Annotated in this window: 12 protein-coding genes; 6 read left to right on the plus strand and 6 right to left on the minus strand. The window is 66.2% G+C overall.

Translation table 11 applies throughout. The features are described from left to right. Positions 1-17 precede the first annotated feature (17 nt). Together AB0362_RS16385 and AB0362_RS16390 are read right to left on the minus strand one after the other, a co-directional pair. Entirely contained in the window at positions 18-1,127 is a 1,110-nt protein-coding gene (locus tag AB0362_RS16385; protein ID WP_366235899.1) for a PDR/VanB family oxidoreductase, read from the minus strand. Next, positions 1,124-2,038 carry a metal-dependent hydrolase gene (locus AB0362_RS16390; RefSeq protein ID WP_068284246.1) on the minus strand — a complete coding sequence of 305 codons (915 nt, stop codon included), beginning with the start codon at positions 2,036-2,038 and terminating at the stop codon, positions 1,124-1,126. Before AB0362_RS16390 ends, AB0362_RS16385 begins: the two co-directional genes overlap by 4 nt. Positions 2,039-2,141: 103 nt before the next feature. Between AB0362_RS16390 and AB0362_RS16395 the strand changes: the two genes are divergently transcribed. Further along, positions 2,142-2,714, plus strand: coding sequence for a TetR/AcrR family transcriptional regulator (locus AB0362_RS16395; RefSeq protein ID WP_094687520.1), 573 nt, complete (start codon positions 2,142-2,144; stop codon positions 2,712-2,714). A 17-nt stretch (positions 2,715-2,731) separates the two neighbouring features. Here the strand turns inward: AB0362_RS16395 and AB0362_RS16400 are convergent, their stop codons facing one another. Beyond that, on the minus strand, positions 2,732-3,343 hold the full coding sequence (locus AB0362_RS16400) for a TetR family transcriptional regulator (RefSeq protein ID WP_149407146.1): 612 nt from the start codon (positions 3,341-3,343) through the stop codon (positions 2,732-2,734). A 137-nt stretch (positions 3,344-3,480) separates the two neighbouring features. Here AB0362_RS16400 and AB0362_RS16405 point away from each other — a divergent pair, with 137 nt between their 5' ends. Genes AB0362_RS16405 through AB0362_RS16425 form a run of 5 tightly spaced genes read left to right on the plus strand, consistent with a single transcriptional unit; the run spans position 3,481 to position 8,166 of the window. Continuing rightward, the gene (locus tag AB0362_RS16405; RefSeq protein ID WP_149407147.1) at positions 3,481-4,908 is read left to right on the plus strand and encodes an FAD-dependent oxidoreductase; all 1,428 of its coding nucleotides are present in this window, start codon (positions 3,481-3,483) and stop codon (positions 4,906-4,908) included. Then, on the plus strand, positions 4,890-5,369 hold the full coding sequence (locus AB0362_RS16410) for an SRPBCC family protein (protein WP_094687523.1): 480 nt from the start codon (positions 4,890-4,892) through the stop codon (positions 5,367-5,369). The genes AB0362_RS16405 and AB0362_RS16410 overlap by 19 nt, the downstream gene beginning before the upstream one ends. Beyond that, a complete protein-coding gene (locus AB0362_RS16415; RefSeq protein ID WP_149407148.1) occupies positions 5,366-6,301 on the plus strand; it encodes a PfkB family carbohydrate kinase in 936 nt (311 codons plus the stop codon). The genes AB0362_RS16410 and AB0362_RS16415 overlap by 4 nt, the downstream gene beginning before the upstream one ends. Beyond that, positions 6,301-6,963, plus strand: a complete 663-nt coding sequence (locus AB0362_RS16420) for a class II aldolase/adducin family protein (RefSeq protein WP_149407149.1) — start codon at positions 6,301-6,303, stop codon at positions 6,961-6,963. The genes AB0362_RS16415 and AB0362_RS16420 overlap by 1 nt, the downstream gene beginning before the upstream one ends. Before the next feature lie 3 nt (positions 6,964-6,966). Beyond that, positions 6,967-8,166 carry an MFS transporter gene (locus tag AB0362_RS16425; protein ID WP_149407150.1) on the plus strand — a complete coding sequence of 400 codons (1,200 nt, stop codon included), beginning with the start codon at positions 6,967-6,969 and terminating at the stop codon, positions 8,164-8,166. A gap of 4 nt (positions 8,167-8,170) precedes the next feature. On the opposite strand, the gene AB0362_RS16430 is transcribed toward AB0362_RS16425, so the two are convergent. From AB0362_RS16430 to AB0362_RS16440, 3 genes are all read right to left on the minus strand, one after another. Then, positions 8,171-9,661, minus strand: a complete 1,491-nt coding sequence (locus AB0362_RS16430; protein ID WP_149407151.1) for an aldehyde dehydrogenase family protein — start codon at positions 9,659-9,661, stop codon at positions 8,171-8,173. Continuing rightward, on the minus strand, positions 9,658-11,205 hold the full coding sequence (locus tag AB0362_RS16435) for a long-chain-fatty-acid--CoA ligase (protein ID WP_149407321.1): 1,548 nt from the start codon (positions 11,203-11,205) through the stop codon (positions 9,658-9,660). The genes AB0362_RS16430 and AB0362_RS16435 overlap by 4 nt, the downstream gene beginning before the upstream one ends. A 134-nt stretch (positions 11,206-11,339) precedes the next feature. Then, positions 11,340-11,969 (minus strand): TetR/AcrR family transcriptional regulator, encoded by a 630-nt coding sequence (locus AB0362_RS16440; RefSeq protein ID WP_188078763.1) that lies wholly within the window; start codon positions 11,967-11,969, stop codon positions 11,340-11,342. Positions 11,970-11,995 lie beyond the last annotated feature (26 nt).

Below are 11,995 nucleotides of genomic sequence, written 5' to 3' on the forward strand. Positions count from 1 at the left end.
GAGAGTTCGAGCTCCTTCTACAGATCGAGGACGAGAACTTCGCCGTCGACGGCACCACGCGAGACGCACAGGGTGAGAGATTTCTCGCGTTCGGAGGCGTCGAGAACGCGGTCGCGGTGATCGACGCGTCCGCCGAGGAAACCGACCACGCATGCTCCGCAGAAGCCCTGGCGGCAGGAATAGGGCTGGTCCGGCCTCGATCGACGGAGGGCGTCGAGAGCGGTCTCCTGGGCACCGACCTCGACGGTCTCGCCGGAACGGTCGAGCTGCAACACGAACGGCGTGCCGTCGACCACCGGTGCGGGCGCGAACAATTCGGTGTGGAATTCACGGACGGCCGTACTCGAGAGGGCCTCGGCGCGAAGCCTGCTCGACAGAGCCGCGGGGCCGCAGACGTACATCGCGGAGTTGCCCATTCCGAGATCGCCGATGTCCGCCGGAACGGGAAATCCGTCCACATCGTCGGTCTTGACGATCACATGACCACGTGAAGTCAGTGCCAACTGCTGCAGCACGGCGACGAACGGCAGACTCGCCCGAGAGCGACCGTGGTAGTACAGCGTCCACCGCGCCCCGTCCTGGGCGGCGCGTTCGATCATCGCCCGAATGGGTGTGATGCCGATTCCGGCGGCCACGAAGAGGTAGTGCTCGGCCTCGGCCATCGGAAAGGCGTTGCGGGGTCCGCGAACTCGGAGGACATCGCCGCGGGTGAGGGTGTGGATCTCGGTGGACGCCGTGCCGCCGGGGATCTTGCGGACGCTGATGCGGTAGCGATCACCTGCGCCGGGGCGGCCGGCGAGTGAGTACTGCCGCACCGAACCGGATGGGGTGGTGACGTCGATGTGCGCACCGGGCAACCACTTCGGCAGCGGTGCATCGTCTGTGCGAGACAACAACAGTGAGCGAACGTCCTCGGCCTCGTCGATCGTCTCGTCGACGACGGTCTCGAATTCGTATCCGACGCTTCGCCGGGGCCGCGCCGGGGACAGGGCCGTCACGATCGAAAAATCGGTGACAAGCTTGGCGTAGAGGCGGGACGCGGCACCGACGGCCCGCAGTCCGATGCCGGGTGCCGTCGCGTCGACCTCGCCCAGATGGCTGTGTACCGGAGGCGCTGTGGTCGTCACTGCTGGGCCGCCAGTGCTGCCGGGGAGATCGCCAGATACTGCACGGCCTTGTCGATGTCGCCCATGTTCGAGGGATGGAAGCCCGGGCGAATGTAGAGGGCGAGCTGTACGAACAGGAACGACAGACCGGGGATCAGGTGCTTACGTGACGCGCGTGCGAAGGCGATCGGCCAGGGCGTCCGCAATCGGCGTCTGCCGGTGCGCGGCGTGGCAACGGAGTTCTGGTACAGGTACGCGGCGGTGCTGAACCACAGCACGGCCAACCCGGCACTGGCGACGACTGCCGTTCGGGCACGGCGGAATCCGCCACCGTCGACGTACTGGAACGCGTCGAATGCGACGTTGCGGTGCTCGAGCTCTTCCGCGCCGTGCCAGCGCAGCAGGTCGAGCATCGTGGGGTCGACGCCGATGCGGTCGAATTCGGTGTTGTCGAGCAGCCATTCGCCCACCACAGCCGTGAAGTGCTCTGCCGCTGCGTAGATTCCGAGGCGCTCGTTCAGCCATGCTTTGCCTGCGCGGCCGGTGAGGCCGTGGTCGCCGAACACCACACCCACGGCGAAACGAATGCGCTGCAGAATCGGTTCGATGTCCACTCCGTGCGCAACGAGATAGTTGCGGAAGCTCTCGTGGGAGGACGCGTGCGTTGCTTCCTGGCCGACGAATCCCACGACCTCCTCGTGCAGCCTGCGGTCGTCGATGAACGGCAGCGCCTGGGCGAACACGTCCGCCATCGCTCGTTCTCCCTCGGGCAGGACCAGGTGCATCACATTCCAGAAGTGGGTGGCGTACCACTCGTGGGGGATGTACTGGAGTGGAACGCCGGACCAGTCGAATGTCACTGCGCGCGCGACGATCGCATAGGACTCGTCCGTGTACTGCTCGTTCGCGTCGACCGCCTTGTTCCGAGACATTCCGAACTCCGTTTCTGCAGGATGGTCACCTGATGCTACATAGCAACAGTATGTGTCGCAATGTTGCATTCAGTAGGAGTTGGACGGCCGATAGGATCGAACGATGCAGCCAGATGGTGACGACGGGCCGATCCTCGATGCCGCCCTGGAACTGTTCGGTGAGGTGGGAATTCCTCGGACCACCATCGGCGACGTCGCCAAGCGCGCCAGGATCAACCGGGTGACCGTCTATCGCCGGATCGGGTCCAAGGACGACCTGGTGCGAGCCGTCATGGCGCGGGAGTCGTCGCGATTGTTCGTGGCGGTGGCGGCTGCGGCTGCGGAACAGACGTCACGCGCGGATCGGGCCGCCCACGGGTTCGCGACCACGATCGACTCGGTGCGCACCAATCCGGTGTTGATCAAGATGTTCGATTCCGAGAGTTCGTTGGTGCTCGAGCAATTGACCACGAACGCATCGGCATTGCTCGTGTCCGCGATCAACGCTGCCGCGCACATTGCCAGGGGTGAACTGGAATCCGACACCTTCGCCGTGCCCGATGCTCCGGAAATCGTTGTGCGCGTTGTGCATTCGATCTTGCTGACCCCGTCGGCCGCCGCCCCGCTCGATACCTACGACGATCTGCTCGCGTTCGCGCACCGCAGCATCGTGCCGCTTCTCGTCGGAACCACCTGACGCGTTCCTCCTCGAATTCAGGCCCGCGGCACGTACGAGTCGAGTACGCGGAGCAGAGCGCCCTTCAGCTCGGCCCGATTGCCACCCGGTGTCGGCCTGGCGATCTCGTGCAGGGTGTAGCCGTCGATCAGGGCCAGGAAGTGCCGAGCCGGTAGATGCGGTTCCTCGATGCCGAATGCTCCCAGCGCGGCCTCGGCCGCCTCCTCGATCATCCGCATGATTCGATGCACCGACACCGCGAGCTCCGGTCGCCTACGCACGGCGAGGTACGCCTCGAACTGCACGAGGGAGTCGTCGTCCTCCGGAGAGGACAGCAGTGAGACGAGGTCCATGATCGCGTCGGCGAGATCGTCGCGAGTGAGTCCACCGGATTGCGCGACGTCGAGTAGAGCGGTGACCTTGGTCGTCACGTTCTCGGCGATTCGAGTGATCGCGGCATCGATGAGTTCGCCGACCGAGCCGAAGAAATAGCTGGTCGTCGACGGCGGGAAGCCGGCCGCGTCGGCGACGGACCGAAACGAGACGCGTTCGAGTCCGCGTGTTCCGATCACACCGATGGCGGCGTCGACCAGGGCGTCGCGACGCTCCTGGCCACGCGCGTATCGAGTCTTCCGGCGCTCTTCGGTCATGGCTACAACGTAGCCGGGGTGTTGTCGCTGAGCTCCATCGCAGTGCTCTCCAGCAGGCACTTCTCGCCAATCCTGGCCGAGTGGCCAATATTGAGTTACTGTCGCCGCTACATCGAGCAGCCCGGAAAGGAGCACCGATGAACGAGATCTCGGAAGCCTCGCGTGTGGACGTGGTGGTCGTCGGCGCAGGACTCGCGGGTCTGACTGCCGCCAGGGAACTGACGGCCGCAGGGTTGACCGTCCAGGTTCTCGAGGCCAGAGACCGGGTGGGCGGACGGACGGTCAACCACGCACTCGGGGAGAACGCGGTGGTGGAGACCGGCGGACAGTTCGTCGGTCCGACGCAGGACCACATTCTCCGCCTGGCCGCGTCCGTGGGCGTCGGGACGTTCCCCGCGTACGACATCGGATCGAGCGTCTACGTCAAGAACGGACGCGCCCGACGCTTCGACGGCGGAGTGCCGCCGGATCTGGCGGCGCTACCCGACGTCGGGATGCTGGTGGCGCGAATCGATCGGGCTGCCGGGCAGATCCCCGTGGGTAGACCGTGGTCGGCACCGCGTGCCTCCGAGTGGGACACGCAGACTCTCGCCACCTGGGCCCGAAAACACTCGGCCACCGACGGCGGTGTGGAACTGCTCGACATCCTGCTCGGTTCGGTGTTCGGCGGCACATCCGCCGATGTGTCGGCGCTCTTCGGCTTGGCGTACGTGGCCGGGGCAGGCAACGAGTACACCCCCGGCACCGTCGACCGCTTGATGAGTGTCGCTGGGGGAGCGCAGCAGTGGCGATTTCTCGGTGGCTCACAGGCGATCTGCATCGAAATGGCGTCGCGACTCGGTGATTCGGTCCGCCTCGATACTCCCGTGCGCCGCGTGGAGCAGCATCCGGATCGCGTGGTGGTGCACAGCGATACCGAGTCGTGGGTGGCCCGATCGGTCGTCGTCGCGATTCCGCCTGTTCTGGCCACCCGAATCGACTGGAGCCCTTCGCTTCCCGCGGCGCAGGAGGCACTGTTCCAGCGGATGAACTTCGGCGGACTGGCCAAGTGCGAGGCCGTGTATCCCGAACCGTTCTGGCGCACGAGCGGGCTGTCCGGCCAGGCACTCTTTCGCGACAGCGACGTACCGGTGTCCTCGATGTTCGACAACTCGCCTCCCGACGGAAGCCACGGAGTGCTGATGGGATTCGTCGGCACCTGGGGCGCGCGCCATCGAGGCGGCCGAAACTGGTCCGAGGGCAACGAATCCGAGCGCCGCGGTGAGGTGCTGCGTGCTTTTGCCTCGGTGGTGGGTCCGCGCGCATTGGAACCGACGGAGTGGATCGAACTGGACTGGACCGACGAACAGTGGACGTGCGGTGGGCCGACCGCGGTGTTGACCCCCGGAGTGTTGACCGGGCTCGGACGGTGGCGCGATGTTCCGTTCGGCCGAGTGCGATGGGCCGGTGCCGAGCACTCCGACTATTGGAACGGATACATGGACGGTGCCGTGCGATCGGGTGAAAAGGCCGCAGCAGAAATACTTTCGACCGAAGGAGATCTCTCGTGGAACAACGCTTCGTAGTCTCGGCTCATCGCACACTCTCGGTGAGCCCCGAGGAGGTCTGGGCACTGACCGGTGACACCAGCCGCTATGCGGAATGGGTGTCCGACGTCCGTGCCGTCACCGCTCATCACGGCACCGCACGCACAGGTGGCGTCTACACCGAGAAAGTGGCGGCACTCGGCCGCTTCACCACCAACGCCACGTGGACCGTCCGGCATCTGGAACCGAACCGACTGCGAGTCGATTCGGGTCAGGGATTCGCGCCGCTCACCAACGTGGCCAACGTCTTTCGCTTCGCACCGCTCAGCGGCGGAACCTCGACCGCGATGACCTTCGAATTCTGGTTCGACGTCTCCCCGCGCTGGCTGGGACGGATTGTGCGACCCATCGCCACCGCCGGGATGTCCGCACGATTCGACATCTCGATGTGCAACCTGGAGGCGCTGATCCTCTCCGAGCGAACCGCGACGATCCGATGAGGGAACCGGCGGAAGTCCTCACCCTCGGGGTGCACATACTCGACACCCTGGTACGGCCGGTGACCGAGATTCCGCACGGTCAGACGGCGGTCCTGGCGGAAGAGATCGCGATGTCCGCCGCGGGGACCGCCGCGGGAACGGCACTGGTGCTGTCCCGGCTGGGTGCCGCGGTGCACACCGCGGGAGTCGTCGGCGCTGATTCGGCAGGCACGTTTCTACTGCAGCTCCTCGCCGACGAGGGCATCGACGTCTCGCTCGTCCATCGGATGGAGGGAGCGCAGACCTCGGCGTCGGTATTGCCGATCAGGCCGGACGGATCACGGCCGGCTCTGCACGTCATCGGAGCCAACGGCTATCTGGCCCAGCATGTTCCGTGGAACATGTTCCACAACGTCGACTTCCTGCATCTGGGCGGACCCGAATTCTTCGGACCGGACACCGCACGCGACATCGCGCGCCGCGCCCACGAGGACGGCGTCGTCGTCACCGTCGACAGCCTGGCACCGTCGGTTCCGGAAGGACTCGGTGCGTTCGCCGCCGCGCTGCCCCACGTCGACTACCTGCTGCCCAACGACGAGCAGGTCCTCGGCTGGACCGGCAGCGCCACTGTCGAAGACGGGTGTCGTCGACTGCTCGAGCTCGGAGCGTCCTGCGTGGTGGCCACCGCGGGGGCCTCGCCCACTCTCGTCGTCACGAACAACTCGGCCGTCGAGGTCCCCGCGTATGCCGTGGACGTGGTGGACACCAGCGGATGCGGAGATGCGTTCTCGGCCGGGTTCGTTCGGGGCCTGTCCCTGAGCATGAACGCCGTGGAGGCTGCCGAACTGGGCAATGCGACCGCCGCGCAGGTGGCGCAGGGCCTCGGAACCGACTTCGGTACCTACGACCTCGAATTCGTTCGGAAGTTCGCACGTACCTGCAGGACCATCTGATGCCGGCCGACGTCGACGAGCTTCGGCAGTCCGTCGCAACGACCGCCCGGCACCTGGGCCGACGGGGCCTGGTTCTCGGTACCGCAGGCAATGTCAGTGCACGCGCGGGTGATGTGGTGGCGGTGACGGCGACCGGGCTGGTGTTGGCGGACGCGACGATCGAGGACGTCACGGTTGTCGGTATGGACGCCGTCGTGCGCGCCGGTGCATGCGAACCGACCTCGGAACTGGGCTTGCACCTGGGCATCTACGCGTCGTCCGAGGTTCGGGCTGTGGTGCATGCGCACTCTTCTGCGGCCGTTTCTGTCTCGATTGTCGCGGACGAACTGCCGCCCGTGCACTACGCACAACTCGCCCTGGGTGGGACCGTCCCGGTGGTGCCGTTCGCGCCGTTCGGTACCACCGCGCTCGCCGACGCGGTGGTGGCGGCGATGCGTTCGAGGTCAGCGGTCATCATGGCCCACCACGGATCGGTGGCCACCGGTCGCGATCTCGATTCGGCACTGTCGAACATCGAACTGCTGGAATGGCTCTGCGGGGTCTATCTTTCCGCTGCCGCAGTGGCGACGCCGCGCACCATGACCGAAGTGCAGCTGGCCGCGACCCTCGACGAGGTGGTCCGCCGTGCCTACGGAACCGCGGCACCCGTGCGAGGGGACTGATCGATGACCACCCGGGTACGCCCGCTCTGGATTGCCGTGTTCTCCGTGGCGTGGCTGGGCTACTGGATGGCCAATCTGGTTCCACTGCAGCTGCTTCTGCCCGAGCGTTTGCAGGAGATCGATCCGCAATCGAAGGTGTTCGACTTCGCGGTGATCAACGCGGTCTCCGCCGTGGTGCTCCTGATCGGTCTACCCGTGTGCGGGTCGCTGTGCGATCGAACACGCAGCAGGTTGGGGCGACGGCGCGTCTGGTTCGGCGGCGGTGTCCTGTTCTTCGCCGGTGGGTTGGTGGTCACCGGGCTGCAGAGTACCGTCCTCGGAATCGGGACGGCGTGGTCGGTGGCAATGCTCGGATTGAGTGCTGCCACAGCGGGTTTGACGGCCGTGGTGGCCGATCGCGTGCCGGACGAGCAGCGCGGAACGGTGTCGAGTGCGATCTATGCACCGCAGGCACTGGGCGTGGTGGCGGGCCTGGCGCTGGTGTCCACGCTTGCTCTGTCGGTGTTGGGCGGGTACTTCGCCGTGGCGCTCGCCCTGGTGGTCTGCTCGGTGCCGTTTTTGCTGACGTATCGCGAAACCGGTGCGCCGACAGCGCTGTTGAGTCTGCGCAGCATCGTTGCCTCACTTCTCGATTCGTTGCGTCACCGCGACTTCGCGTGGGCCTTCGGGGGTCGAATCCTGGTCAACGTGGCCAACTCGCTCGGCACCTGCTACCTGCTGTTCTTCCTCACCGATGGTCTTCGAGTCGCCGATCCGACGGGATCGCTGCTCGAGGTGACCGTCGTCTACCTGATCGCCTGTGTGGTGTGCACGTTCACCTTCGGGCCGTTGTCGGACAGGATGCGTCGCCGAAAGATCTTCGTAGCGGTTGCGGCATCGATGCAGGCCGTCGCCGGCTTCGTCCTGGCTATACATCCCACGATGGATGCGACATTCGTCTCGGCGGCGTTGCTGGGCGGCGGATTCGGCGCGTACATGGCCGTCGATCAGGCACTGGTGACCGGGGTTCTTCCGTCCGCCGACAGTCGGGCGACCGATCTCGGCGTGATGAACATCGGGGCGATCGTTCCACCTGCCCTGGCTCCGCTGCTCGCGAGCGTGTTCCTCTCCACCGTCGGTGGATACCCGGTGCTGTTCGCGGCGGTGGGGATACTTGCGGCGCTCGGGGCCGTGGTGACCTGGCAGGTGAAATCGGTGCGCTGATCTCTCAGCGGCGGTGACGAAGCCCCAGCACACGGTCGATCAGCGGCATGACCCACCGTCGGCGTCGCAGCGTCACCAGCTCGAATCCGGGGATATCGAACAGCTTCGTGACGCGGCTGTGCGTGCGGCAGAATTCTGCGAACCCTTCGTCGCCGTGTACCCGGCCGAAGCCGCTGGCACCGACGCCGCCCATCGGAACCGATCCCATTCCGGCGAACGCGATCACCGAGTTGACGGTGACCTGACCGCACACCAGCTGCGCCGCAATCTCTTTGCCGTGCGTGCGGGAGAACACCGATGCGCCGAGGGCGTACCGATGATCGTTGCTCAGCTCGATCGCCTCCTCGATGCTGTCGACCTCACGGACGGTGACCGTGGGGCCGAACGTTTCCTCGCGAACGGCCGAGCAGTTCTCGGGCGTGTCCACCAACACGGTGGGTCCGACGAATCGCTCGCCGATCGACGGCAGTCCGCCGATCAGTGCTCGGCCACCGGCCGCCTCGGCATCGGCGAGGTGGCGCCGGACGATGTCGATCTGGCTTGGCATGGTCATCGGTCCGTAGGTGGCCGGCGCATCGCCACCGGGCGCGATGGCACGGGCGTGCTGCACGAGGGCCCCAGTGAATTGTGCTGCGACACTGCGCTCGACGTAGACCCGCTCCACTCCGACGCACGTCTGGCCGCCGTTGGTGAATGCACCCCACGCCACCGCCTCGGCAGCCGCTGCGATATCGGCGTCGGCTGCAACGATCACCGGATCCTTACCGCCGCATTCGAGAACCACCGGCGTGAGCGTCTCGGCGCACGTGGCCATGATCTTCGATCCGGTTCTCGTCGAGCCCGTGAACGCGATCTTGTCCACGCCCGAGCGGCACAGTGCGGCACCGGTGTCGCCGTATCCGGTCACCAGAGACAGAATGCCGAGCGGGAGAGCAGGATTGGCCTCGTGGAAGGCGCGGACGTAGCGGGCCGCCACCGCGGGGGTGTACTCGCTGGGCTTGAACACCACGCAGTTGCCTGCGGCCAGAGCCGAACCGATCGCACTGTTGGGGGCATAGAGCGGGTAGTTCCACGGGCCGATGACGCCCACGACGCCGAGAGCGACCTTGTCCACGTGTGCGGAGTAGTTCGCCAGCAGCAGGCCGGGGTTCACTCTGCGTGATCGCATGAGTCGCGGTGCCTGCTTTTCCGCCCACGCGATGTGTTCGAGGGTCAGGACGATCTCCAGTAGCGCATCGTCGGCCGGTTTGCCGTTCTCGCGATGGATCAGATCGATGAATTCGGCGCGGTGACTCCAGATCTCGTGTCGCCAGGCCCGCAGGTGCCGGGCGCGAGTTCGCGGCGGTAGTGCCGCCCAGGTGCGCTGCGCCCTCCGCGCGAGGCCGACCGTTCGCGCGACGGACTCCGCCGAATCGATGGTGAACGAGGCGATCGGGCTGTCGTCGATGGGCGAGATCGAATCGAAGGTGGCTCGCGTACGGACCTGGCTGGTCACAGGGAAGCTCCGAGCGCATCCTTCGCAACGTGGGCGTCCCGCAGTTCGCGCTTGAGGATCTTGCCTGCGCCGCTCATGGGCAGTGCCGTGACGAACTCGATGGTGCGCGGGGTCTTGTATCCGGCAACGAGAGTGCGGGTGTGATCGCGGAGCTCCTCGACATCAGGCGAGAACCCCTCGGCCAGCACGACACAGGCGTGAACGCGTTCGCCCCACTCGCCGTCGGGAACACCGATCACGGCGCACGCCAGCACCGAGGGGTGCAGGCTCAGTGCGCTCTCGACCTCGGCGCTGTAGACGTTCTCGCCGCCGGTGATGATCATGTCCTTGAGTCGATCGACGACGAACAGGAATCCGTCGGCGTCGAGGTAGCCGACATCTCCGGTGTGCATCCAACCGTCGCGAACGGCCGCGGCGGTTTCGTCCGGCTTGTTCCAGTAGCCCAGCATCACGTGTCCACCGCGAACGCAGATCTCGCCGACGGACCCGGTGGCCAACTGCTCGTCGTCCGGGCCGAGAATCTGGATCTCCGAGTGCGGGGCCGCGCGACCGGCCGAGCCGATGCGTTCTCCCACATGGTGTTCCGGCCAGAGCAGCGACGCGACCGGTGCGAGCTCGGTCATGCCGTATGCCTGAGTGAGGCGGGCCTGCGGGAGTCGGGCGAGGGTCCGCTCGAGGACGCCCGCGGAGATCGGGGATCCTCCGTACAACACGCGGCTGAGCGAGGAGGTATCGAATTCGCTCAGCGTGGGGTGATCGACGAGAAGCTGAATCATGGTGGGTACCAGCAGCACATCGGTGACCGAATGCGTCGCGATGGCACCGAGCACGGCAGTCGGCTCGAAGAACGGAACCATGACGTGGGTGCCGCCGAGCATGACCTGACCCACCCATGCGGCCAGATCGGCGAGGTGGAACATCGGCGCGGCATGGAGCAGGATCGACGCGTCGTCGAGCAGCTGTCCGGTCGCCACCGTTCCCAGGCCCGAGGTGACGAGGTTCGCGTGCGAGAGCATGACGCCCTTGGGGAAGCCGGTGGTGCCACCGGTGTAGAACAGGCCGGCAAGGGCGTCGCCGCTGCGTCGCGCGTCGGGAACGGGATCGTGGGACGAGATGAGGTCCTCGTACGAGACCATGCCCTCGGGGGTGGCCCCGTCCCCGCAGTAGACGATGGTCTGCAGGCCGGCGCATGCGGGGCGCAGTGCCGGGACCATGGCACCGAAGGTGTCGTCGACCAGCAGAACCTTGGTGTCGGAATCGTTGAGTGCGTACGCGACCTCCACGGGCGACCACCGGATGTTCACGGGGTTGAGCACGGCGTCGGCCCACGGCACCGCGAGCAGGTACTCCGAGTACCGGTCGCTGTTGAATGCCAGCATCGCAACTCGATCGCCGGCCTCGACGCCGATGGAGTGCAGGCCCGCAGCCAGTCTTGCCACTCTGTCGAGTTGCTCGGCGAAGGTACGAACGCGATCGCCGAACACCGTTGCTGCCCGGTTCGGTGTGGTCGACGCGGAGCGGTGAAGGCCCTGAGTGAGATACATGGCGAGTCCCTTGTGCGAGTGGGGGGCGAGGGTGCCCGAGGTGAGTACCGCCACAGTTCCACCTTGTTGGCACAGTGTCAATAGGAGATACGGGCGGTTACCACTCGCAAGGACCGCCGAAATGGATTGTCCGGCTAACGGTCTCGGGCGTCGTCCAGGGAGCGCGCCGTGCCGAGGACGGTGACGAGCACATCGGTCAACAGAATCTCGACCTGCTCGCGCGTCAGTGTGCCGCGCACCAACCATTCGCGGCCCGCGGCCTTGACCATGCCGCCGAACGCGCGCACGGCCGAGGTAGCGATTCGACGGTCACCACCCCTGCCCTCGAATGCCGTTGCGTCCAAGACGCGTTCGGCGGCCAGGTCATCGGCCTCGTCCAGAATCCGAGCAACCTGCTCGTCGACACCCGATCCGCTCGCCACCGACACCCAGGCCGTACCGTGCGTCTCGATGACGCCGACCAGCCAGTGGACGCTGCCCCGGGCCCGGTCCTCGAGCGAGCCTGTCGGCAGGTGCACGTCCTCGATCGGCGGCACGGTGACCAGGAAGCGAACGCACTCGAGGTACAGGTCGCGTTTGCTTCCGATGTAGTGGTGGATGAGCCCGCGTGCGACGCCGGCCGAGGCAGCGACGTCCGACATCGAGACCTCGGCATAAGGCTTGTCGCCGAACAGGCGAACGGCCGCGGCCAGAATCTGCGTCCGTCGCTCGTCCGGTTCCAGTCGATTCCACTTGGGTGTACTTGCAGCCGGCATGGTTGTCATGATTGCACCGAACCGACGTCGCGAGG

It is taken from the genome of Rhodococcus sp. NPDC079359 (genome assembly GCF_040702585.1).
GTDB lineage: Bacteria > Actinomycetota > Actinomycetes > Mycobacteriales > Mycobacteriaceae > Rhodococcoides.